17 protein-coding genes are annotated in these 24953 nt (G+C 52.9%); 4 read left to right on the plus strand and 13 right to left on the minus strand.

From position 1 onward, the window contains the following. Positions 1–298: 298 nt before the first annotated feature. Positions 299–7504 carry an InlB B-repeat-containing protein gene (locus OR601_RS08540; RefSeq protein WP_265591730.1) on the minus strand — a complete coding sequence of 2402 codons (7206 nt, stop codon included), beginning with the start codon at positions 7502–7504 and terminating at the stop codon, positions 299–301. A 436-nt stretch (positions 7505–7940) separates the two neighbouring features. On the opposite strand from OR601_RS08540, the gene OR601_RS08545 reads away from it, so the two are divergent. Next, on the plus strand, positions 7941–8219 hold the full coding sequence (locus tag OR601_RS08545) for a glutaredoxin family protein (RefSeq protein WP_136011765.1): 279 nt from the start codon (positions 7941–7943) through the stop codon (positions 8217–8219). Between the two features lie 46 nt (positions 8220–8265). Further along, a complete protein-coding gene (locus OR601_RS08550; RefSeq protein WP_136011764.1) occupies positions 8266–8502 on the plus strand; it encodes a glutaredoxin family protein in 237 nt (78 codons plus the stop codon). A gap of 162 nt (positions 8503–8664) precedes the next feature. On the opposite strand, the gene OR601_RS08555 is transcribed toward OR601_RS08550, so the two are convergent. The 3 genes from OR601_RS08555 to OR601_RS08565 form a co-directional block, all read right to left on the minus strand. Next, positions 8665–11325, minus strand: a complete 2661-nt coding sequence (locus OR601_RS08555) for a M28 family peptidase (protein WP_265591731.1) — start codon at positions 11323–11325, stop codon at positions 8665–8667. Between the two features lie 744 nt (positions 11326–12069). Continuing rightward, the gene (locus OR601_RS08560; RefSeq protein ID WP_265591732.1) at positions 12070–15102 is read right to left on the minus strand and encodes a helicase C-terminal domain-containing protein; all 3033 of its coding nucleotides are present in this window, start codon (positions 15100–15102) and stop codon (positions 12070–12072) included. 133 nt (positions 15103–15235) lie between these two features. Continuing rightward, positions 15236–16186 carry a D-alanine--D-alanine ligase family protein gene (locus OR601_RS08565; protein ID WP_265591733.1) on the minus strand — a complete coding sequence of 317 codons (951 nt, stop codon included), beginning with the start codon at positions 16184–16186 and terminating at the stop codon, positions 15236–15238. A gap of 104 nt (positions 16187–16290) precedes the next feature. On the opposite strand from OR601_RS08565, the gene rlmN reads away from it, so the two are divergent. Continuing rightward, positions 16291–17478 (plus strand): dual-specificity RNA methyltransferase RlmN, encoded by a 1188-nt coding sequence (gene rlmN / locus OR601_RS08570; RefSeq protein ID WP_265591734.1) that lies wholly within the window; start codon positions 16291–16293, stop codon positions 17476–17478. 214 nt (positions 17479–17692) lie between these two features. Here rlmN and OR601_RS08575 read toward each other — a convergent pair whose 3' ends face one another. The 9 genes from OR601_RS08575 to rpmH all read right to left on the minus strand — a co-directional run bounded on the left by OR601_RS08575 (position 17693) and on the right by rpmH (position 23099). Further along, positions 17693–17938: a hypothetical protein gene (locus tag OR601_RS08575; RefSeq protein ID WP_136011759.1), complete on the minus strand. Its 246-nt coding sequence runs from the start codon at positions 17936–17938 to the stop codon at positions 17693–17695. Beyond that, complete coding sequence (locus OR601_RS08580) at positions 17931–18800, minus strand: ParB/RepB/Spo0J family partition protein (protein ID WP_265591735.1); 870 nt, start codon at positions 18798–18800, stop codon at positions 17931–17933. Before OR601_RS08580 ends, OR601_RS08575 begins: the two co-directional genes overlap by 8 nt. After that, complete coding sequence (locus tag OR601_RS08585) at positions 18793–19593, minus strand: ParA family protein (RefSeq protein ID WP_275438869.1); 801 nt, start codon at positions 19591–19593, stop codon at positions 18793–18795. The genes OR601_RS08580 and OR601_RS08585 overlap by 8 nt, the downstream gene beginning before the upstream one ends. Positions 19594–19741: 148 nt before the next feature. Beyond that, a complete protein-coding gene (rsmG, locus tag OR601_RS08590) occupies positions 19742–20551 on the minus strand; it encodes a 16S rRNA (guanine(527)-N(7))-methyltransferase RsmG (RefSeq protein ID WP_265591736.1) in 810 nt (269 codons plus the stop codon). Between the two features lie 260 nt (positions 20552–20811). Beyond that, positions 20812–21507, minus strand: a complete 696-nt coding sequence (locus OR601_RS08595; protein WP_265591737.1) for a Jag family protein — start codon at positions 21505–21507, stop codon at positions 20812–20814. A 92-nt stretch (positions 21508–21599) separates the two neighbouring features. Continuing rightward, positions 21600–22361 carry a YidC/Oxa1 family membrane protein insertase gene (locus tag OR601_RS08600; protein ID WP_265591738.1) on the minus strand — a complete coding sequence of 254 codons (762 nt, stop codon included), beginning with the start codon at positions 22359–22361 and terminating at the stop codon, positions 21600–21602. 30 nt (positions 22362–22391) lie between these two features. Continuing rightward, entirely contained in the window at positions 22392–22628 is a 237-nt protein-coding gene (gene yidD / locus OR601_RS08605) for a membrane protein insertion efficiency factor YidD (RefSeq protein WP_136011756.1), read from the minus strand. Beyond that, on the minus strand, positions 22618–22953 hold the full coding sequence (gene rnpA, locus OR601_RS08610; protein WP_265591739.1) for a ribonuclease P protein component: 336 nt from the start codon (positions 22951–22953) through the stop codon (positions 22618–22620). The genes yidD and rnpA overlap by 11 nt, the downstream gene beginning before the upstream one ends. A gap of 11 nt (positions 22954–22964) precedes the next feature. After that, positions 22965–23099, minus strand: a complete 135-nt coding sequence (gene rpmH, locus OR601_RS08615) for a 50S ribosomal protein L34 (protein WP_136011754.1) — start codon at positions 23097–23099, stop codon at positions 22965–22967. 432 nt (positions 23100–23531) lie between these two features. Between rpmH and OR601_RS08620 the strand changes: the two genes are divergently transcribed. After that, entirely contained in the window at positions 23532–24848 is a 1317-nt protein-coding gene (locus tag OR601_RS08620) for an ATP-binding protein (RefSeq protein ID WP_265591740.1), read from the plus strand. Positions 24849–24953: the final 105 nt, after the last annotated feature.

Below are 24953 nucleotides of genomic sequence, written 5' to 3' on the forward strand. Positions count from 1 at the left end.
CAAGCTAGTTGCCTATTTTTCCTTACCGAGAAACCCCTCCATCCCCTGTTGAAATATATAGTATTTTATCTATTTATATTTGCACGATATGCTACCTCTTGCCTATATTCCTCTCTTAGCTGCATCACATGGGGAACCTGGCGTCTGTTGAGGTGCCTCACAGGAATGCGCCCTCGTGGTAGCATTCGCTCTCACGACAAAGCCCGCCCTCCCCCGTTTGGGAGAGAGCGGGCCAAGAGGTGGGACCTCAAATTGAAGCGGTCGTCTGAGAACTACGAACTCTCAGCGTCAGCGTCGCTTACTTGCGATTGCGGCGCTTGCGACCCACAAAGACAATGCCGCCGGTGGTGGCTGTGGCTGCCGCCAGAAGACTTACCAGGCTGGAGGCGATGGAGGCGTCGCCCATCTTGGGAGCCACGCGGGTGCCAGAAGGAGTCACCTTGGTGGCAACACTGGTGTTCTGGTTGAGGAAGTCGGCGTGCTGAGGGTGAGACTCGTCAGCCCAGTCGTACTTACCATCGCCATTGGTATCGATATTGGTATCAGCAATACCGTCGCCATCGGTATCAATGTTCATATCAGGCTTGCCATCGCCGTCAGTATCCACATTGAGCTCAGGCTTGCCGTCGCCGTTGGTGTCGATGTTCACATCAGGCGTAGGCGCGGGATGCTGTTTGGGATCCACTGGATCGGGCTTGCCGTCCTTGTCCTTATCAACAATATTGAGGTCTGGCTTGCCGTCGCCGTCAGTATCCACGTTGAGTTCAGGTTTGCCGTCGCCGTTGGTGTCGATGTTGACGTTAGGCAGTGGTGGATTCTCTGGATCGATGGGGTCGGGTTTGCCGTCGCCGTCCTCGTCCACGATGTTCACGTCGGGTTTGCCGTCGCCGTCGGTGTCCTTATTCAGGTCAGGCTTGTCGTCATCATCGGTGTCTACGTTGACATTGGGTTTCTTGGGACCCTCGGGATCCTTGGGATCCACTGGATCAGGTTTGCCGTCGCCGTCCTCGTCCACGATGTTCACGTCGGGTTTGCCGTCGCCGTTGGTGTCCTTATTGACATCAGGCCCTCCGTCGCCGTCGGTGTCTACGTTGACATTGGGTTTGGGTGCGGGCTTCTTGGTGGGGTCGATGGGGTCGGGCTTACCGTCGCCGTCCTCGTCAACGATGTTCACGTCGGGCTTGCCGTCGTCATCGGTATCGATGTTCACGTCGGGTTTGCCGTCGCCGTCAGTATCCACATTGGTAGTGGGCTTCTTGGGACCCTCGGGATCCTTGGGATCCACTGGATCAGGTTTGCCGTCGCCGTCCTCGTCAACGATGTTGGTATCAGGTTTGCCGTCACCGTCAGTGTCCACGTTGGTATCAGGTTTGCCGTCACCGTCAGTGTCCACGTCAGTGTCGGGCTTGCCGTCGTCATCGGTGTCCTTATTGATGTCAGGCTCGCCGTCGCCGTCGGTGTCCACGTTCACATCGGGTTCGCCGTCGCCGTCGTCATCGATGTTAGTATCGGGCTCGCCGTCGCCGTCGGTATCGATGTTGTTGGTGTTTGTGGCAAACACCACGGTGATGTGATGGTTCTTGTCGATGTCATCGAAGGTGTAGGTGCCCTTGTCCTTGAGATCCGGCTGAGAAACACCGTCTACGTAAACGTAGGCAACCTTCTCGTTCTCATCGTTGGGGGCCCAAGTTACCGTGCGGCTGTCGCCTGCATGAACGGTACCTGCGCCTGAGATGGTGCCAGCGCCACCCTGTACCAAAGTGCTTACCTGGAATGTGCTCTCAGGATCCACATTGATATCGCCGGGAATGGGCTTGTTGGTGTTGTCCACAGGCTTGCGGGCAAGCGCCACCTCGAGTTTATGGTCTGCCTGAACGTTGTTGAAGGTGATTTGACCGTCTTTGTTGGGCGTATAGACATTGCCGTCGGCATCCTTCACAGACTCAACTATGTAACCTTCGCCCGGAGCAATGGTCAAAGTGGCATTCCCACCCTCGTTCACCAGCGCGTTGCCAGACACGGTGCCTTCGCCGTTGGTGATGGTGGCAGAGACGTTGAAGGTCTTCTCGGGCACTGGGTCGACCACTGGTTTGCCATCAGGATCGGTCTTGGGGTTTCCATCCTCGTCGGTGGCCTGCTTAGCGAAGTAGACCTCGATATTGTGGTCGTTGATCACGTTGGTGCGATCCATGGAGCTGCGATCGAAGGAGTCTGTATAGGTTGTCACAGGATCCTTCTTCAGGGGCTCCTCTTTAAGAGAGGTTTCGTCCGCGAAATCCTCTGGAGTCTCAGCAGTCTCTACTGCAGGGGCCTCAGGCAAAGCCTTGGGCTCGGAGTCGAGGCCTTTCTCGGCCGGATTCTCTTCTTGAACCTGGGCCTCTGACTTGGGAGAGCCATCTTCAGGCAGGCTCACAGGCTCATCGCTAGGCTGGGTGACGCCCTCTTCCTGCGGCTCTTCATCCTGCGCAGGAAGCTCAGTGGAGATATGGGAGATCAATCCCTTGGAGCCCAGCCAGTAAAGCGGGGCTGCCTTAAAGAGGCCTCCGCGCGCAAGCGCCTGCTGAGGAGATGCCGGGTTGGCCACTAGATCCCCAGCCTCAACGGCGTCATAGATAGTCTCACCGTTCACCACTACCTTCATGAGGTAGGAACCAGCAGCAGGATTTGCATTGAGGTCTTTGTAGTTGCCTAGGTGATAGACGGATTTCGAAGGAGACACATTGCCCTCGCCGTACTTCACGATATTGACAGTGTGGAGCACTGGGCGCACATGGACCTCTATGTCTTTGTCACTGTTGGTAGGAACAGTGATTTTGCCTTCGGCATTTTTGGCCACAGGCTCGCCGTTTACCACCACCTTCTCAAGTTCATAGCACACGTAATTGTCATCATCGGGGTCGATAGCCGTGCCGTCGGCACTGGTGGCATAGAAGAACCCGTTGTTGCCTGCCTGCAGGTTGCCCAACTTGAGCTCTTTGCCGTTGTCTGTCGTAGCCTGGAGGCTCCATTCCACGTCATAACTGGCATTCTCATCCTTCTTTACCGTAGTTCCGCCAGTGATGGAACCATTCACTGCGCCTACGGCGCCTACGATCTTGGTCTTGATGTGCACATACTCGTTTGGATCGGTGTAGTCAGGGATCACAGGAATGCCATCAGGATCGTCAGAAGGTTCTGCCATATAGATATCAACCACATGGTTCGCAGAGATAGGCTTGCTGAAGACCCCCTTGCGGTAAGCCCCAGTGCTCTGAAGCGTCTGGCCCTTGAGCTCTGAGGTGATGTCTTTGTTGTCGATGACGATCTTTACGATCTCCCATTTGCTGTTGAGGGCGTTCCACATGGGATGCACAGTGTCGCCCTCGTTGACAGTCATGGTGTGGGAGGTCTCCACGTCGCTGTCGCCGCCATAACGGTTCACCGTGACGGTGTACTTGTCGACGGTAGTCACCTCAGTGCCGCCCATAGAAGGCAGGCCGGTGACGGTCACCACCACGTCGTGGTTGGAAGACACGCCGGTGAAGTCGAACTTGCCAGCGGCGATATCGACCTCTGCGCCGTCAACCTTGACGGAAGAGATGGTATAGCGGGAATTCTCAGCGATAGACCAGGTAACCTGCGCGTTCTCGCCGTTCTTCACCGACTGGGTGGGGCTGAGCGCCACCACGTCTTGCGCAGTGGTGCCCTCGACCCTGGTAGAGATGGTGAAATGGGTGTCGACCGTTACCGGAGGCTTGGGCTTCTCGGGAACATCCGGTTTGATGACAGGGTCCTTGGCAAAGACCACGGAAACCTTGACGTCTTGGGTTAGAGGATCTTCCACGGTATAGCTGCCAGCATCCAGAAGATCATCGCGCATGACACCATTCACAATGACGCGCTCGACGTGAGACCCTGCGCTTGCAGCCCAGGTCACGGTTGGCGTTGTGCCTTCTTTTTGCTTGATGGCGCTCTCACAGGTGCCTTCGCCGTCGCTGGAAGGATCTTTTTCGACTGTCACGTCAAAGTAACGATCGTAGTAAAGCTTGAGAGAAAGCGTGGGATTACCGGTTACCGTACCCGTGAAGACATTGTTGTTGACGGTCTGTTGGGTGCCATCCTCACTCACTACCACATGGGAGCTGTCAGGGTTGTACCAATAGCTCTTGCCGCCAGTGGCGATCTCTGGGACTTTGTCAGCCTCTGGCACCGTTTGGGTGCTCTCGGTGGTAGCGGTATAGGTCTTGGTGGGATTGGTGCCATCGTCGAGGTTATTCACCTTGGTGTAGAGATAATTGCCGTTGGCATCCTTGTTGCCGGAGTTCACGTAGTAATCGACGGTGTACTTAGTGTCGTCTCGCGGAGTCCACTTGGCACGGAACGTATGCTCTGTCTTGGTAGCAATGGCCTCATCGCCCGTATAGGCAGTGTCACCTAACACGTCTCCGGTGACCAGGAACCAGCCGCCAAAGTCATAGCCGGGGCGCGTGGGGGTCTTGAACCCGATATAGTTTGTCGCAGTGGCGTTCTTATAGGCCTGGTCAGAGACTCGCGACCCGCCGGCGGAGTCAAAGTGCACGACAAACTGCTCTTTGTCTTCCTTCCACACTGCGTAAATCGTGATGTCGTGAGCAGGCATGGTAGGAGCTGCGATTGGGGTGATCCCTGTGACGCCGCCGGCGACGGCGAAGGTGTTGGCCGTGTTGTCCATGGGGTTCTTGGTGGTAGACCAACCCTGGAAGATATAGCCGGGCTTTGCGGGAATGGTGCGGCCGCTCAACGGAAGGTTTAGAGCACCGACGTTGGCTTGATATTTGATGCCTTCGAAAGAACGGGTGGCACCCAAAGAGCCACCATTGGCATCAAGGCGCACCGTGTAGTCGCCGATCTCCCACTGGGCGACGAGGTAGTAATTGTTCTTCTTGATGTTCTCCGGCTTCGCCGGGGCGGTGGTGTCGCTCTCATCGATTTTTACGAGCTTGGCCACCTGATCGTCGGGGGAAATGAGTTGGTTTCCCGTAGCGGTAGTAGTGCCGGCCTCTTTATTCACAAGGCCGTCAACCACCGCATTGGTATCACCGGCCACAAGCTTCCAGCCTTTGAAGGAGTAGCCCTCGCGCACCGGGAGCACCTTTTGGTCCTCAATCTTTTGCAGAATCGAATTGCCGGAGATCACCCGGAACGAAGTGGAGGCCGCAGTATTGCCTTCTGCGATTTGTCCCCCGTTCGCCAGGTAGATGAGGTTCGCATAGTCCTTGGCATAACTGGGACGAATGATGATGGTATGGTCCTCCGGCACAGGAACGTCGGTGCCGGGAGTCACAGGCTCGCCTTTAGGGGTGGTCCAGCCACTGAACTTGTCTTCAGGGTCGTCGGGATTGTCGAGATCATCCTCATCAGGCAGCACGATTATAGGCTTCTCGCCAATAACGATATAGTCATCGATGGGATTACCGTCCGGGTCTTGAACCTGTACGCGGGTGGGTTGGAATACAGTTTTAGCTCCAAGGTTGCCGCATTCGTCCTTCACCCACACCACGACAGGCTGAGTGCTGTCGAGCTCATAGTCTACAGAGGCAGTGTGAGACACCTCGTCAAAATACTCCCAGTCGGTCTCGGTTGGAGTGGCATTCTCATCGTTAGTGATCCAATAGGCAGCAACACCAGAGCCACGGTTATCCTCGATGAAGGTAATGCCGTCATCGTCGATACCCTGACCAGTGTCGGTAAAGGTAAAGGTGGCGGTGTTCTTCGAGGAGTTAGTTCCCTCGATAAGAGGAACCTTATCGTCGAGGAATGCAGTGATATAGGTCTGAGAAGCCTTGGATTCATTACCATTCTGGTCTTTGACCGTAAGCTCGAAGATCCATTTACCGTTCTTGCTGTCCTTGTCGAAAACAAAGTCAGGAATCTTTGAGACGTGGTCGACCCAACCGCTAGTGGCAACCTGGTTGTTGTCAGGATCCAGCACCGTGAACTTCCATTGGGCAATGCGTGCATCTTCACCAGTACCAGCCAGCTGCCCCACCTTTGACTTGTCACGAATATTCACCGCAAATGTCGTATTGGTGTTCAGCAGATGGCGCTGATGGATAGTCATGATCTGAGTAGGTGTCTCCGACGTTTTAGTAGAAGCGTCCACCATATAGAAGTTCGCCAAAGGTATTGGAGAGGTGACAGGCTGTGAGGTGTCAAATTTCTTACCCTCAATGAAGCTGGTGTAGATATAGTCAGCAAGCTCGGTTACATAGTCGTCAGACATTGCAATATAACCGTTCTTTGCGCCCAAGCCTTGATGGGTGATATTGCCCTCGGCATCTTTCGTTGAGTCCGTGACAATCTTGCCGTCTTGAGCGTTAGAGAGATAGAAGATCTCATTTTCATTCATACGGTTGATACCGTCTGAATAAGTCTCGTCTGTCTCATCGGGAATCTGAGGATCATTGGAGTCGCCCACCAAGTTGATAAAGTACTTTTGCTGGGCTCCCTCATAGTACTGAACGGTCTTCAGCGCGTCGAAGGCGCTGGAGTCATAGTTCATTTCAAGGTCCAGGAAGGAGAACTGAGTAAACTCATTACAACCATGGCTACTGTTTTGCATATAGGGGCCAAAACCGTTGTAACCGTTGGCTACAAGAGCTACAGGGCCATTGAATAGTGTTTCGATAGTTCCCAGATTACCTGATGCGTCGTAGTTCTGCTTTTGTACCGTCACACTGGTTTCGCGAAGGTCGACGGTGAAACGTGCCTTGTTCACAGGCCCAAGATTGGTTGCCTGACTGGCAGTGCCAACCTGGGTTCCCCCTATCACCGAATTATTGGTTGGGTTGTAATTACTCACCTGATAGATAGCAGCGTTGCTGATGGCATTATTGGTACCTGTAAGGCGAAGGTAATATCCAGTGAGGGTGCCGTTTGGGTTCTTGCCCACATTCATCATGAAGCCAGTGCTATTGAGGGTGTGAGTCCTCACAGCAGAGCCGTTGACGTCAAAACTAAACGTACGACGAGCATTGCTAGGTGCAGGATAAATCATTGCATCGAATGCGGCAATATCAGGATATCCTGCGAATATCATGCTGGTCTTGCCATCTTCAGTGAAGTTATAGATATGACTACTAAACGATTGACAGGTAGTATTTGTAAGCTTGCCTTGATCTTTATTGAAATAGTTTGCAATATTCACAGATCCAGTATTGTGGTTGTACACAAGCCAACCCTCGGTGTTGCTGGTATCGATCTTGGCGGCAGTGTCGGTAATACGAAAGCTGCCGGGATCCATTCCTTGGGCTATCAGCTTTTGGGTGAGCTCCTGTTTGAATTCTAGGAACGTCCCTTGGTAGTCGCTAGGAAGCGCTACAGCAATATCTACCTTGGGTGTTGGATTGGCGCCTACATCCACCGCACCAAGCGCTGGCTTTAATACACCTCCCCCAACAATTCCAATCAATGCAAGCAGAGTGCATACCATAAAGGCATACAGGCGCTTGAAAATGGGGTGTAGTGCAGTTTTGTTTTTTAACATTTTGTCCCACCTTCCATTAACTCCATAATCCTGCGTTTACAAAGTTAGAGCAAAGTATACGCTTATTTCAGCGTATTTTTAGACTGTTGTAGATAGATTTATGTTCATAAATATAAAATTAGCTTTGCTTTTATTATTAGCTCATTTACCTCGTACTCTATAACCATTTATTGTGGTTCTTCTTCATACAACCACACCATCTTGATCCTTAGTCCAATGGTTTTGTACTTCAGTTTCTGAATTTTATTGACAGTGGTTGCCTATTTCTGAAAGCAATTTATATTTAGTTAATGATTATTATTATATATTCAGGTATCCTTTAACTTGCATCTTACATCCACCCTGTCTATGTTATGTGGGTGCATATCATTAGTCATAAGTCTCAAAAGAGAGGGCATATATCCTTTACTATAAGCCCACAAAGATTGGATTAATCATGGCCAATGAAAAAGCACGCTCTCTCGAGCTCTTCTATCGCCCCACTTGCCCGTTTTGCCAAAAAGTTTTGCGTTGGATGGAAAACCACAACGTAGACAACGTGACTCTCTTCGACATTACCAGCGATTCTGCAGCAGGACAGCGTCTTGTAGAGGTTGGTGGCAAGAAACAAGTTCCCTGCCTGTTCATCGATGGCAAGCCCATGTATGAGTCTGACGACATCATTGAGTACTTGGGCACCTTGCTAGATCATCAAACAGACGATGTCGCCAAGTAATTCCCTTGTTCCTAAATACAGAGATTATTCTTAGAAGGAACGCTTTATGACCCTCTATTACTTGCCTACCTGCCCTCACTGCCACAGGGTCATCAATTGGATCGAGGCCCATGGGCTCACTAATCGGTTCAATTTTGTAGATGCTTCCAGCGACTCTTCTGCACAGGAAGCACTCTTTCAGGCCTCCAGCGAAGGCAGCGTGCCTTGCCTGGTTACTCCAGAAGGGCGCGCTATTGTAGGCGACACCCCTATCATCGAGTATCTAGAGACTCAGAACGCTTAAGCTCCTAGCGTCTCAAGCGTTACGTCTCGCAGCACATCATTCATTTACGTAAACAACCTCCTTGTTTCCCTGGTAGAGGGAAACAAGGAGGTTGTTTTGTCACACAGGATGCGATTGTGATAAAACAACTCCCTATCACAGCCGCTCATATAGATATAGATTCTAAGACCTTCTGATAAGCTCCGAGACCAGTTTATTTACTTGAGACACTTGGGCTGGGTCGACGTTGACTGCGATATTCTCGGCAGTGTGAGCCAGTGCAGGCACCTCACCGGGATCGCATCCCATTAGCGTCACAGAGCGAATAGAGGCACGCATGGCGGGAGTGGCGTCGGTATCTGCCCAGGGTCGAGGACGCTCTGACAGAGGAATGTGAAGATCTTTGCTTATGCGGCCAAGGAATTTGAGAAGGCGACGGTCAGCACGCCGGTGAGAGATAAGGCCTTCCTGGGAGAGCGCAGTGAGTTGGCCAGCTCCCACAGAGTCGAGATTGATAAGGAATGCGCCACGTAGATCCTTGCGATGATTCTCTATGAAAGCTTTAGCTCCTGCATGGTCAAGCTCAGAGGCGCCCACAGCCACGAACCAAATGTCATGGGCTACCAGATCAACGTCGCCAAGAGAGAGAACGGCATCTTGCAGCTCTAGATCGTCACCCTGATCGCCTTCGCGAGTCTCCTCAGAACGAGTAGCACCGCCCTTCCAAGAAGAGCTGGAATCGTCATCATTAAAGGAATCCCAAGAACCAATGGACTCACCGTTAGACTTGGCGTCAAAGTCCTCATCTACACCAAGCCATGAGGCCATAGACTGCTCATCGGAAGCGTTCTTGCGATTCGCACGACGGGTCTTTGCACGACGTTTGGCAGTTTGGGTTTGATCAACCACTTCGAGAGGTTGAATGGGTACTGCGTCCGCAGCCATCTGAGAATTCTCATCTGTCACAGGGATCTGTCTCACTGTCTCACGATGATACACAGAGGTACCTGCAGGTCCTTGGCTCCTTACTGTTTGGCGCGTCACCACAGTGCCTCCAGATACAGGCTGTTGAGCTGCGGGACCTTCATTGGGCATCTCATAGTTGGAAGCCTCGAGAGAAGATGCATCGAAGTCTTCAGGTGAGAAATCCAAAGGATTAACCTGGCTCAAGGGGCCAGACGCATCCATGGCCAGGGGATCTATCGCAGCCACAGAGGGATCAGGCAGGTCAAAGAGCGCTGCGCGACGGGCCACATTTACCGGGTTCGCAGGTGTGAACGATGAGGTTCCCCAAGAAGGATCGCTGGTTATATCGAACTCCTGCACGCGCTCAGAGATCACTGGTTGAGCCGCTATAGGCATTGCCTGAGTCGAACCACTGGCATCTTGAGTGGGGGAGGGCACTGCCATATCTGCAGGATCGACGGGAGTGTCAGCCCATGTAACAGAATTCTCCTCAGGCTGAGCCGGCGCCTTTGTGCCAGGCTCGACGTTGGTGTCGGCCCAAGTCACCTCATCTTGGCGCGCCTCGATATCTTTATTGGGGCCATGCACCAGCACCGGCGTCTCATCGTCGTGTTCATTGGCCTGGGAGATATGCTCACGCACATTGGAAGTGAACCGCTGAGCCGAGCGAGCAAGTCCGCGGAAGCGCTCGTGAAGCTCTCCCGCAACTTCATTGACGCGAGGCATGCGGCCGGTGGGTTCGCTCACAGCACTGCGCACCTCATGGCTATAGGGAGAGGCTGTTGGCTCTATGGGCGTTTCTTCGAACGATTCTGACTCTTGATAGGCCATAGTGTTTGTAGTGGGTGTAACACCTACTGTCACAACCTCATCTCGATAGATTATCTGACAGGTGGGCGGAAGGATACCTAAGCTCTCCAACACTTCTTGGCCATGGCGCACCGCAGAAGTGGCCTCGACCTTTGCAACTGTCTCTTGTGCTGGTTGCTGACGGGGACCCTCTTGACCATAAGTTATCGTAACAGGTGTATCTACCTGCTGATATTGCTCTCCATTAAAGAGATCTTGGCCTTCTTGAGAGGGGACTGGCTCCTGTTGTTGAGATAGAGCCTCAAACTCATTGGTAAGGTGCTCTTCTAGTTGAGCCGCTTCCTCACCGTTCATCGCACGCATCACATCGTGAGATACACCCAACATGGCAGCCACAGATGCATTGTTATCGTTGGCAGCGCCCGTAAGAGGTCCAAAGTGAGCCACGATGTTATTGATACCCCACAAAAGACCGGGCAGTGCAGCAATCATGCCTATGATCCAGAAGATACGGCAGGGGAGAGAACCTGCCCCAAAGAGTTGGATGACGGCACAGATCAGAGCAATGACAGCGCCCAGGGGAGCTGCCTGATAGATGAAGTGGCTGTAGGGGGAGAGAGCTGGCTTGGCAAGGAGCTCCTCATGACCCGTGTCGTAATGGGCCATCACAATGATGGGACGCACGCCGCGACCGGCATGAGGCCCGCAACCTCTGTGGACACCGATGACGTTTTGGCTGCGCGCGGGAGGCAAAAGCCTGCTCACCACAGGATGACCGGTTACCAACAAGAATAGGATAGCGGCGCTTAGCACTGCTATTACAAGCCCCAACACCGCAAGGCCAATGCCATTGATGCCTGCCACAACAATGCCCGCAAATAGAAGCACAAAGGCAATACCTGTTACCAACTTACCGTGGGCCGGCGCCATAATATCCTGGCGCTGCACAGAGAGACCGTTCTCGTTGAGCAGAGTCTCGATTATATCTGCCGCCACTACCTCTTCTTGAGTATTGGCAGGAGCGATCTCGATCTTGGAGTCAAGATAGCCGAGGTACTTATCGCTCATGGACATTGGCGTCATCCTCCATGGGTCCGGTGCTGCCTAAGCGCACCTATGGCTTCGTTTAGGGGTGCATTGCTCATGGGAGCAAGCCATATACCCGCAAGTATACGACCCCAGCCACACCCAAAAGCGCTGCTTAGGACATACCTCTTTAACTAACCGCAATTTACACGGGCAGAACTTTGGCCTGTTACGAACCCTTATGGTTGTTCTACTTCATTCCCATTAGCTGTGTCACTAGGTTACGAAGAGTGTGATACAGCCATGTCTGACAATAATTCTCCGGAATAGGATGACTGAAAGACAACTAAACCTCATTACCCCAGCTAAATGCCTAGGTTAACCCTAGAGTTGAACGTTATGGTTATGAGGGGAGCGTTTTTCCAGATCAGGGCCGAACAGTCGTTACTATCACTTGCCGTTTCACAAATACCATAATGTATGTGATAAGAGGACTGTTTTCATCTCGTAAGATCTCACAAGTGAGACTCACAGATATGTCTATTCAGTTATCGAAGTATTCCTATCACTAGTTAAGTGACACTACTCATCACAGTTTTGTATCATGCAAACTATAACATCACATAACAGCTGCTAGATATAAGCATCAGCATCCCTCTATTGTTGTGATATGAGAGATCACAAATAGGTATCTTGTTTCATTATTCTGTTTTCGTGCAAATGAAGGCGCTCAGCTCGCAAGAGACTGAGCGCCTTGATCTTTCATGGCTTACCGCAAGAGGAAAGTTAGTCCTCGTGCTGTCGGCGCCATGACTCGATGAACTCTCCCAAATTTGCGCTAGAAATAGTAGACACATTGGCGCTTGGAAGCGCATTGATAAACGTCCTGCCATAGCGCTTGGTCATGAGGCGCTGATCACACAGGATGAGGAGTCCCTTATCGGTAGAAGTACGAATGAGACGTCCTGCAGCTTGTTTGACAGCGAGGACAGCCTCGGGCAGCGAGTAACGCCACCAAGCACGGCGATCTCGGGCTTCACGCTCCCTTACTAGCGGATCATTGGGATTTGCAAAGGGGAGCTTAGGGATCACCACACAGCGCAGCGTGTCGCCAGCAGCGTCGAACCCTTCCCAGAATGATTTGAGAGCCAGCAAGGAGAGTTCTTTGTCATCAATAAAGCGAGAACGCAGGCGTTGAATATTGGAATTGCGCATCTGATAGGCGACTTCTAAGCCCGCCTCCTTGAGTCGTGGAGCCAAAAGGCTGTTCACGCGTTCAAGATCCCGACGATTGGTAAAGAGTGTAAGCACCGAGCCACCCATAGCTATGTGGATATCATAGAGAGCGTCTACCAGCCGAGGTGTGTAGTCGCGTGAGTAGGGATCAGGAAGGTCGTGGGGCACCACTACAGCCATATGATCATCGAAGTCATAGCAAGAGGGGAGTCGAAGCGTCTTAATTTGAGGCTTCTCCTGAGTGGGACTTGTCATAACTCGGTCAAGACCCACATTCTCCATAAAGTGGTCGAAGTTATTGCCAATAGCCAGAGTCGCAGAGCAATAGATTACTGAGAGCATGTCTGGGTACCAGTGGCTGGCCAACTCCTCGCCAATGTCGAGCTTCTCGGCAGCAAGGCGTTCCTGTCCGCGCTTGGCTTTGGTGCGGGGAGCTTCCAGGTAGTAGACATAACTGCTATCGGTACCTGCAAGAATAATGCGTAAGGAGTCAAAGAGCCGAGAAAGGCTATCCAATGGGCGCATCATCTCGCGCGAGGCACTAGGAAGGGCCTCTGTGGCGGCTACCTGAGCCTCACGCAGGAATCGTAGAGCTTCCTCTAGAGCCTTGGCAAAGATTTCACCAGATTCTGCTAGCTGGGACCATTGCTCGGTTTGACGAACATCAGGATTGATCCAGATAGTGGCGTCCTCATAGGCGTTTGCAGGAGCCAACGTCGCCAGCAACAGCATGTCGTCGAAGAAGTTCGCTGAAGCCACCTGGGCGCGATCCAACGCAGCAGCACCCTTCACTAGCAGCCGCTGGGGGAGAGCGGCAGCCTCGGTACCTGCGATTTGATTCATGAGAGTATGGATCGCGCCAGTTTTAGAGGAGCCAAGGGCCGCAAAGGCCTGGCGGGCATCAGCAGCAGAGACTGAGAGGGCCCACTGGCGGCGCGCCTCGTCGGCAAAGGAATGAGCCTCATCAACAACCCAATGGGCCATAGGCGGCAGCAGGCGGTTTTCTGCAGCTACATTCAGCAAAAGCAGCGAGTGGTTGGTCACTACGATGTCAGCGGATGCCGCACGGCGGCGTGCACCGTGAAGCAAACATCCCTCAGTGAAGAAGGGGCAACGGCCATGGAGGCACTCTTCAGGCGTAGTGGTGATCATAGATCTGGGCACATTTCGCCAGCGCACGCCCAAACTATCGAGGTCTCCCTCGGGCATCTGACTTACTGCAGCTAGATTCACTGCGATGGCGGTCAGCATGTCGGCCGCCACAGTGTTTTCCGAGCGCTTGGAGGTATCGACCAAATGGAGCGGCAAATCGCCGTCCATTGCCCTCACGATCTTGCGAAGGCAGGGGTAATGGTCGTAGCCCTTAAGGGCCATGAAGCGCAGGCCACCGGGAAGCACCTGGCTCAATGCGGGCAGCTCCTGGGAAATCAATTGATCTGTGAGCACATTGGTTTTTGTGGCAACGCCGCAGGTCACATGGTTATCCTTGGCAAAGCGCGCCAACGGATAAAGGTAGGCCATGGACTTGCCCACCCCCGTGCCTGCCTCCACTGCCAGGTGAGAAGAGCTGTCAAGCGCATCCCGTACCGCTTGAGCAAACTCCACCTGCTCAGCGCGCTGCTCAAAGGCTTCGAAGATCTCACCTAAGGCGCCCTCACCGCTAAAGGCCGCCTCAACCTCGGCTGCACTGGGGGCAGTGAGGGAGCAGATCTTCTCGGCAGCGTTGTCTTTCACTTCGCCATGAAGGGCCTCAATGAGCGCTTTGCGGGTCTTGAGCAGCGAGAACTCTGCAGACTCAGCTGATACCGGGGCAAAGGGAGCTGCCGATAAGGACGCGCCCTGGGCAGCAGGGGAGCGGTCCAAGGATGCAAGGGGGTTGTTCTCGGCAATATAAGAAAAGAGTTGCCTGTAAGGCCACTGTACCTCGGGGTGCATGGCAGCCAGTTGCGCAGCCAAACCCGCAGGCATATGGGCGATTCCTAGCAGCAGGATGCGCCAGATGCCGGAGAGCGCCTCGACGTCGGCCATGGCGCGGTGGGAGACAGGGTTGCATTGGAAGGCCTCGGCCAGCGTGGCGAGCCTATGGCTCTTAAGAGCCGGCAACGCGATGCGTGAGAGAGCTAAAGAGTCGATCCAATTAGTGGAGACTCGGTAGCCGCCCTGGACATTCTCGATGAACGTTCTATCAAATATTGCATTGTGTGCCACCACGGGGGAGCCTGCCACAAAGTCTGCCAGCTGCGCCACCGCCCGCTTGGCGGCAGGAGCGCCTTTCACATGCTCATTAGTGATGCCGGTGAGCGCGGTGATCTCTTGGGGGATTTCGCCCTTGGGTGCCACGAAGGTTTCGAAGCGATCCACCACTTCGCGACCGCTAATGCGCTGAGCTGCGATTTCTATAAGTTCACACTCGCGGAACGAGAGGCCTGTGGTCTCGGTATCCAGCACAATGATGTCTTCTTCCAGCGGCCCAAAATCCACCAATGCGGCCTCATGAACCAAGTTTCGATAAGGAGCCTTGATGAACTCCGGAGTCTCTGGAAGGAACAGATCGTCCACGGTTACCGGGAGCTGTTGAGCCATAGGGGCCCTTTCTTCGCGCTGGCTTCAAGAGCCACAAGTATAGGAGAGCGGAACGGCGAGATGATGATGCGACCTGACACCGTGCCGCGCCTGTGCATGAGAGGGGATAGATTCGCAGGGTCTACCTGGCCTTTTAGTTACCAGCCTCCAATGCCCACTCTATGAACATACGGCAAAGCTTCGAGAAAGGAATGCCATCATGGGCCGCAGAATCTGGCAGCAGTGAGCGCTCTGTCATGCCAGGGATGGTGTTGGTCTCCAGGATCACTGGGGTGCCGTCTGCCTTCACGATAAAGTCGCTGCGCGAGCAACCCGCGCAACCTAAGGCCTGATGGGCCATAACAGCCAGCTCTTGAGCACGCCCATAGACGTCAGGGGCCAAGCGTGCGGGCATCACATGATGGAGCTCGCTGGGCTCATACTTGGCTTTGAGGTCGTAGAACTCGCCCTCCATAACCACTTCGACGATAGGCAGGGCGCGAGCGTCCTCATTGCCAATGACAGGCACCGTGATCTCGGTACCAACCACGCACTCCTCGATAAGGGCGTGATCCGAGGACTCCAACGCCAGCTTGACGGCATCGTCGATTTGCTCAGGCGCCGTGACGCGAGTCACACCGTAGCTGGAGCCATTGACGGCAGGCTTGATGAAGAGAGGAAGGCCCAGCTCTTCCACCACTGCACCAGGATTCACCACTTCGCCGCGATGGACGCAGAGGCCGCGAGGCACAGGGATGCCTGCCTGCTCATAGAGGAGCTTGGAGACGTCTTTGTCGGCGCCCATGGCGCTTGCAAGCACACCTGAGAAGGTGTAGGGGATATGCAACACCTCCAGCAGGCCCTGGATGCAGCCATCCTCGCCAAAGGCGCCATGCATAGCCACAAACGCCACGTCATAATGGCCGTCCGAGAGGGCAACCACGAACTGAGGGTCTGCCACATCGAGCATGTCCACGTGCTCGAACCCAGCCTCTGCCAGCGCCTTAGCCACTGCCTCAGCCGAGCTATGGCTCACATCGCGCTCGTCTGCCCAACCTCCCCAGAGAAGTGCGACGTGATTTTTCGTGACATCTGTGCTGCTCATGGGCGCTCCCAACACCTTTGCAACGATAGGAATAGACTTGTAGAACTTACAGTCTGCTCCCGAGGATACCCCACTCATCAGGCCATTTAAGACAAGGAACCACGATGCCCGAGAATCCCCGTACAACCAAGACCAAATCTCCGTCTGCTGCCGATACACCCGCAGCCCCCGTCGCTGGAGGCATTTGTGCCATTGACAGCGAGACGGTAGTTGCCACCTATGATGCCGCCAAGGAAGACGCCAAGAGCGCGAAAACCTCTCGCGCGAAGGTCAATTTGGCAGAACTCTCCCATGATGAGCTGGTCGAGTTTCTCGGCACGCTAGGGGAACCCGCTTTTCGCGCCAAACAGATCGAGGATTGGGTGCGCTCCAAGAACGTGCGCAGCTTTGACGAGATGACCAACCTTTCCAAAGCACTGCGCGCGAAGCTCAGCGAGACAGCCACCTTAGGAGGCGTGACCGAAGTGGCCCGCCAAGAGTCCGCCGACGGCAGCCGCAAATACCTTGTGGCCTTTGACGACGGCACCTCGGTGGAATGCGTAGGCATGCCCCATGGCGACAAACTCTCTGCCTGTGTCTCCACCCAAGCAGGCTGCCGCATGGGATGCCTCTTTTGCGCCACTGGCCAGGGAGGCTTCACCCGTAATCTCACAGCCGATGAGATCTATGCCCAGGCCGCCCATATCGCTCAAGATTTTGGACGCAGAATCACCTCTGTGGTACTCATGGGTCAAGGCGAGCCTTTCGCCAACTACGACGCCACCCTGGAAGCCATGCGTGAGATGAACAGCCCCGAGGGCCTAGGTATTGGCGCACGCCACATCACGGTTTCCACCTGCGGCATCATCCCGGGCATTCGCGCGCTCTCCCAGGAGCCTGAGCAGTTTGGCTTGGCAGTCTCTCTGCACTCTGCCGTGCCCGAGACACGCAACACCTTGATGCCCGGCGTTAAAAAGTACAGCCTCAAGCGCCTGCACGACGCCATGAAGGACTATACCGAGAAGACCCGCCGCCGCCCCACCTATGAGTACGCCATGATCCGTGGCATCAACGACGACGACGCCTCCCTGGATGCCCTGGTGGACTTTTGCGCCGGCACCCTATGCCACGTGAACCTCATTGCTCTAAACCATCTGCCGGGCTCAAAACTGGAACCTTCCGATCCTGCTCGCTTGGACGCTTTTGTAAAACGCCTGAGCTCTGTGGGAGTCGAGACCACCATCCGTCAGTCTCGCGGAGCAGACATCGACGCTGCCTGCGGCCAGCTCAAACAACGTAAAGCTGCCAAGTAGCCCAGTAGGGGAGGGGTGGGTTTCCCGATATCTTGCCAAGAAACCCACCCTATGAGTTGAAGCTTGCCCCTTACTCTCAGTGTACCTGAGCTGCGTCTCGACACAAAAATAGGGCACCCTCTAGGGCGCCCTATTTCTTTAACTTGCTACTAAGATGAGAGCTTAGTTGGCGTTGATTAGATTACAGGTCAGCCTGCCTGAATAACTTCACGATTTAATAACCCATCTTTTCCCACTGCTGTGCAATCCAGGCTTGATTAGCTTCCAGTCTCACTGCCTCTTTGCGACTCTCTTCTGACTCTCCCATCTTCTCAGTCATAGACTTGCCAAGATCTATGGCCTTAGAAACAGTGGCCTTAAAATTCTCCCTTGCCTCAGGGGTCAAAAGATAGTGATAGGCAGCATAGCCCATTCCCACCACAAAACCAGAAGCCACAATAAGCTTGAGGGGCTTATTCACTGTCGTCATCCTTTTCTTTGGTAGCAATAAGGTCCATAAGGCGCCTTAGATCATCCTCGTCTTTAAACTCAATCTCAATACGGTTCTTGCCGCGAGACTGACGCACCCTCACATTGGCATCCAACGCCATGCGCAGGGTGCGAGCGGCACGCTTGTAGGACTGTGGGGCTACTAAGCGTTGGGGTTTCTGAGCTTCTGTGCCAGAAAACAGTGGTGCGAGTGTTTCTGTCTGACGTACCGACAGATTGTCTTCTACCACTCGTTTAGCTAGTTTGATGCGACCTTCCTCAGAAGGCACTGCAAGAATAGCCCGCGCATGACCAGATGTAATGAGATGCTCTCGTAGGAGCTGTTGCACCTCTGCAGGGAGATCCAAAAGACGCAATGCATTGGCTATCGCAGGGCGTGACTTAGAAAGAATCTTGGCCAAACCCTCCTGAGTGAGCTGATGAGTCTCAATGAGTTGACTATAGCCTTGGGCCTCTTCAATGGGATCCAAATCAGAACGCTGAAGATTCTCGATCAAGGCCAGAGAGAACACATCTTCATCGTCAATCTCACGGATGAGTACTGGCACTTCTTCAAGCCCAGCTATCTTGGAAGCTTGATAACGCCGCTCACCAGCAACGATCTCGTAATGAGAGCCCTTTTTGCGCACCAGAATAGGTTGAAGCACACCGTGTTGTGCAATAGAATCTGCAAGCTGCTCTAAGGCTTCCTCATCGAAGTTCGAGCGAGGCTGATTGGGGTTAGGCTTAATACGTGCAATAGGGAGGGTAGTCTCCGCATCTTGGCCCACTTCTGCAGAAGACTCAGCCATGAGCGCATTGAGACCTTTTCCTAGCCCAGTCTTTTTAGCCACGATCGATCACCTCCTGCGCCAAAGCATTGTAGGACTCAGCGCCACGATTATGAGGGGCATAGAGAGAAATAGGTAACCCATGAGAGGGCGCCTCAGACAACTTTACCGTGCGGGGAATCACAGAATCAAAGACTTTGTCCCCAAAGAACTGACGAACCTCGTCGACTACCTGATTTGAAAGCAATGTACGGCTGTCATACATAGTCATAAGCACGCCAAAGATATCCAGCTGAGGGTTGAGACTCTTTTGCACCATAGAAGTGGTCTCCATGAGCTTAGTAACACCTTCTAGCGCGTAGTACTCACATTGGATGGGAATCAGAAGTCCATCAGACGCCATAAGTGCGTTAAGAGTAAGCAAACCTAGCGAAGGAGGGCAGTCTATAAGCACGTAATCGTAATCATCCTTCACAGACTCCAGTGCACGGCGAAGGATGGACTCACGAGCCATCTTGGAGACCAACTCAATTTCTGCACCAGCCAACTGGATAGTGGCAGGTACTAGATTCACATTAGGCTCAACAGTTTCTATAACCAGTTCCACCATGGGTTCATCTTCAAGCAAGGCATTGTAGATATCACCATCTAGCTCTTCCTTCTCAATGCCATAACCGCTGGTGGTATTTCCCTGAGGATCAAGGTCTATAACCAGCACACTTTTTCCTGCTTCGCCCAAGGCGGCCGACAGATTCACTGCCGTCGTAGACTTACCGACGCCACCTTTTTGGTTGATAATGGCAAGCACTTTGGCTGGGTTGTCCTCATAGTACGTTTCTTGTTCCACCGAAGACACAAGCCTCTCCTCTCATCGAGTGTTGAAGTCTTAATTACTCCTATTGGCAGTATACAGAGGGTTTCTCTTGTTTCACGTGAAACCATAAGCCCTTCCCATAGACGTCATGGCCTTTAGAAGAATCACTGGGCCTTGCTGAGAAACACATTTATCCCAATGGACGCTTTTTTGCCTCGCCAATGGGACGAGGCAGCTTGAGGACCGGTTTGGTAACTTTTTCAAAAGCAAGAATCTCTCGGTGACCCATAGAGTCAGGAAGTTCTAGCGTTTCACGTGAAACAAGTTTCATGCCTGCTTGCTGAGCTGCTTTAATTCCACTAGTCAGTTCCTCATCGCTTAAGCGACCCTTTGAGACCACTAGTCGTCCGTGAGAAACTAAAAAAGGCTGTGCATACTCAATGAGTACTGGAAGGCCCGCTACTGCACGAGCTACGACAAAGTCATAGGATTCCGGGTGGCTTAGAGCGAACTTCTCAGCACGTTCATTAGTAGTAACCACTCGTTCTGAGATATCGAGTGCATCCACAAACTCATCTACGGCACGGACTTTTTTGCCCACAGAGTCCATCAAGGTAAAGGATCGTTGTGTGAGAAGGGCCAGCGGAATTCCAGGAAATCCAGCCCCTGTTCCAATATCCAATACGGCACCAGAGGGATCCTGTGATTGTAACGAGCTTTGCTCGAGGGCTGATAAAAGGAGCAAAGAATCCAGAATATGAAGGATTAGAGCATCGTCGACAGAAGTGATCCGAGTAAGGTTCATGACCTGGTTTTTCTCAAGCACTAAATCTAGATGCTGGAGTAAAGAGGCCGCCTGGGCATCTGTGAGGTCAATCTTATAGGCCCGTGCCAGATCTTTAAGTTTTGTTTGATAGACAGGGTTTTGAGCGAGGGGAGCGGCAAGAGGTTGTAAACCAGCTTTTGTAGAATCACAAGGAGCTTGCTTGTTGGATGACATAGTACCTCCGCCAAAAGTTAGTGATTCAAAAGAAATTGTCAACTCAAAGCACAATTGCACATAAGCACAGAGCTATAACTATAGGTCTCAACACTTCTCAGTGTAGCCTCCTCAGAGCTAGAACTTGGTAGTTAAAGACCAACCTAACAGTCACTCTAAAAAAGAAGGCCAAGGACCTAGATCCCTAACCTTCTAATGCAACACAATTATCAGATAGATTCAGTCCACTTTGAATGAAAGCTGCTTCTCTCACTCAAGAGCTACTCGCGGTTATTCACCGCACAGACAACCACGTAGCGGTCGGGGTCTTCACCCTCGGAATAGGTAGTGACCTCATCGTCACTGCGTAAAGCAAGATGAACCAAGCGACGTTCGTAGGCATTCATGGGAGAAAGGGAGACAGCCGTGTGGCGGCGCTTGGCCTTCTCGGCAGCAGAGAATGCCATGTCGCGAATCTTCTTGCGACGTCGTTCGCGATAACCTTCAATATCCACGATCACAGGAAAGTGGAAGCCTAGCGATCGATTGACTAGAGAAGAAAGAAGCTGTTGGAGCGCTTCCAAAGTGCGACCATGCCGACCAATAAGAATAGCCAGATCACCTTCAGAGACATCGAGAATAAGCTCGCCTTCGTCACTCTCATACTCGTCGATAGTGGCGTCACCCTCACCAAAGCACGCAAGGATCTGACGCAGGTAACTCACAGAAAGATCGGCCACCGCATCCATCTCCAGGTCGCTCAGAGAGCCAGTCTCAGCGTAATGCTCTTTGATGGCCTCTAGATCCACGGCAGCGTCAAAGGCCTCTTCCAAAGCCTCTCCCTCTTCATCGAGAATGTCCTGGGGATCTACCAGGGGCTGGCCCCCGTCCTCATCCTCGATATCCTCAGCAGAGGTGACCATCACAGACTCGTTCTCCACCTCATCAAAGGCGCCAGAGGTTTCATCAAGATTCATTGGTGCTCCTCTCAATATAAGTAAGGGCACGGACCAAGCAAGTTCCGTGCCCTCCAATCATTTCTAAGAATCAGCCAAGTTTCTCTAGCTTATTACTTCTTTTTACGGGGACGTGGCTTTTGCTCCTTGCGTACTACGTGTACTTGCACAGGAGCATTGGCGAGGCGCTCAGCCTCCTCTTTCTTATACTTCTCCAGCACGCGGTTGGTGATGAACTGGGTTTGTATAACACCCCAGGCAGCCGAGGTGTTGTAGTAGAGCAGCACGCCTACGGGCACCGACCAACCGAACCACACCATCATGCCAGCCATCACCACTCCCATGATGAGAGTCTGAGACTGCTGCTGGCCTGCGGTTGAGTTGCGAGTGTTCATCCACATAGGCAGGAAGGTGAGGCCGCCAAAGAGTAGGTCTAGCAAGATGTAGACCCAAGCGCCAGCAAAGCCAGCAGTGGCCACTACCTGGGCTACCGAGTCAGCCAAAGAGGGGAGAATGCCATAGAAGTGAGCTTCTGTAGGGACCTGCTTAAGCACCGTGAAGAGCGCGAAGAAGATGGGCATCTGCAAAAGCATGGGCAGGCAACCACCAAGGGGATTGAACTTGTGCTCAGAGTAGATCTTGCGAAGCTCCTCTTGCTGACGAACCGGATCGTTAGCGTAGGTCTCTTGAATCTCCTGAAGCTTAGGCTGCAAGACCTGCATCTGCGCAGAAGACCTGGTGGACTTGAGTGTCAGGGGCGTCAAGATCAGACGGATGATAAAGGTTAAGATAATAATGGCAAGACCCCAGTCTCCACAAATATGTTGGAGACCCTCAAGGATCGTTGTTAGAAAGCCGATAAACCATTCCCACATAGGCTGATTCCTTAGAAGTAAACGTCGAGGTTAGGGGACAGGATCATAGCCACCCTTATGAAAAGGATGACAGCGCAGGATGCGCTTGAGGGCAAGCCATCCTCCTCTCAATGCACCATATTTTTGCACCGCCTCCACTGCGTATTGGGAGCAGGTGGGGCTATAGATGCACGACGGCGGAAAGAGAGGGGAGATGTAGCGCTGATAGAACCAGAATAGATGTAACAGGAAACGGGCCGCGAGACTACGCTGGCCTTCAGCCTTCATGATCCATCCTTACCTGAGCCTTAAAAAGCGCTTGTGTGAGGTCTTTGGCTATGTCTTGGGGATGAGAAGCTGCGGTCTTGGGAGTTGCGAACAAAATGATGTCGTAACCAGACAAAGGCAGCCCACAACTGCGAGCTGCCTCCCTGAGAACCCGTTTAGCGCGATTTCTAAAGACCGCATTGCCCAGCCGTTTGGCGCAGACAAAGGCCACACTACCGTCTTCTGAGGGCACAGGGAGTGCAGTGACACGCACCAATGATGCGCGCCCCCGTTTTCCCTGAGAGAAGACACGCCCAAAGGCTTTGGCCGATTTGAGCGTTCTCATGCGAAAATCCTCTAGACGGTGAGGCGCTTGCGACCCTTGGCACGACGACGAGCAAGAACCTTACGACCGCCGGCAGTGGCCATACGAGCACGAAAACCATGGCACTTGGCGCGCTTGCGCTTATTAGGCTGATAGGTACGCTTCATGGTAAAGACCCTCCTGGATACTACGTTCAAGCTGCGATGGCAGCACAAGCTCCACGATTGTATGAGCTTGAATCATGGACTGTCAATTGTGGCACACAACCCGCAAATGTGCCCCCTCAGCAGCATCTTCATGCATTGACCACTTCACTGAGGTTAAGAGAGTCTCTCAAACGAGCTTTTCAAGCGCTTGATTATCCCATTGAAAAGTTCCAAAAAACCGTGCAAGCTTTTGCATGATCGTGAAAGAAATTCTTCACAGGCCATGAAATCCGATAGGTCAGATACCATGGAATGCGCAGGAACTAGAACCCTTTAATAGCAAAGTTTTCCACAAGGAATCATCTCTTGTAGAAAATCACTCTTCTATTGAAAGAAATTGCCTGAAACTTTTCGACAGTCTTTCATAAGCTGTTGAAATCTTCGGAGGACCCCATGGCCGACGCCTTTTATCCCTTCGTCGAGAACCCCTCGACACCCCCACATTCTTCAGACCACGATGGTCTGAAAGACAGAGCAGAGAGCTCTCAAAACTCCCACATCTCAGGCACTTCCGAGTCATATGTGGCTGCCGAGAAACCCTTATCCTCCCAGCCAGACAACCCTGATGGAGCAGTTCCCTCTGCTTCTGGCGCCCACGCATCCGGGGTGCTGGAAGTCACCTCTGCGGCACGCATCGCGGTCTACGACGATGTAGCCGCAGCTCCCCGCGTGGTTATGGTGGCCCCTCAAGACATTCGCTCCTACCTTGAGGAGATCACTGCCACCGTTAACAAACTGGCCCAAGAGCAGGGCGGAGCCATTCCTTTCACCGTCATTCGCGAGTGCGTTGAGAACCTAATTCACGCCTATTTTCAGGCCCCCACTATCTCAATCCTTGACAAGGGAAACACCATTCGCTTTTCGGACCAGGGCCCTGGTATCCCCAACAAGCGCCTGGCATTGGAATATGGCACCTCAAGCGCCACTGAATCCATGAAACGCTACATTCGCGGCGTGGGATCCGGTTTGCCTTATGCCTCCCAATACATGGCCGACAAGGGCGGCACTCTCACCATTGAAGACAACATTTCCGGAGGCTGCATCGTCACCATCTCGCTGTCCTCCGTTCAGGAGTCCCAAGAACCAGTAGGGCAGGGGTGTGTCCCCTCTGCTACAGCAGCTGAGGTAGGGGTTTCTCGGCAACCAGAGCTGCTGCAACCTGGCTTTGAACAACCAGGGTACGGGCAAGTTCCTCAGGGTTACCCCTACGGACAGCCTCAAGCGCCTGGTTATGGAGCTACGCCTGGTCAGATAACACAGCCTGTCTTTGGACAACCACAACCAGGCTGGGTGCAACCTGCCTACGGACAACCCTTATACGGGCAGCCGTCAGTACCGGGTTATGGACAGCCATCCTATAGAACACCTGTTCCAAGTGGATATCCTTCACCCACTGGAACGCCTGGGATATCCCAGGGACAGACCCCTTACGTTGGCGTAGGCATAGGTGCTGGTTATGAAGGAGAGCAGCCGTCTCAAATACCTTTGGGCGACGGCTCCATAAGTGGTCGCGACCGAAATGCCCTGATGTACTTGCTTCAACATAGCGAAGGTGGCGGAGCAGAACTTACCGCAGCTTTTGGCAGTTCAGGACCCACATGGAGCCGCACCTTAAAGCACTTAAGCGAATTAGGATTTGTACAAAAACACGGACAAAAATATCGTCTCACAGAGGTGGGACGCCAATGGACTATCGCTCATTGGCTGTAACATACCAGCTCATAGGCTATATCTGTATGTCCCTAAGAAACATAACCCATAACATGGCCATAGAAATAGAAGGACTCTACACTCAATAACCTGCACATTTCTCCC

Source organism: Leptogranulimonas caecicola, assembly GCF_023168405.1.
GTDB classification, from domain to species: Bacteria; Actinomycetota; Coriobacteriia; order Coriobacteriales; family Atopobiaceae; genus Leptogranulimonas; species Leptogranulimonas caecicola.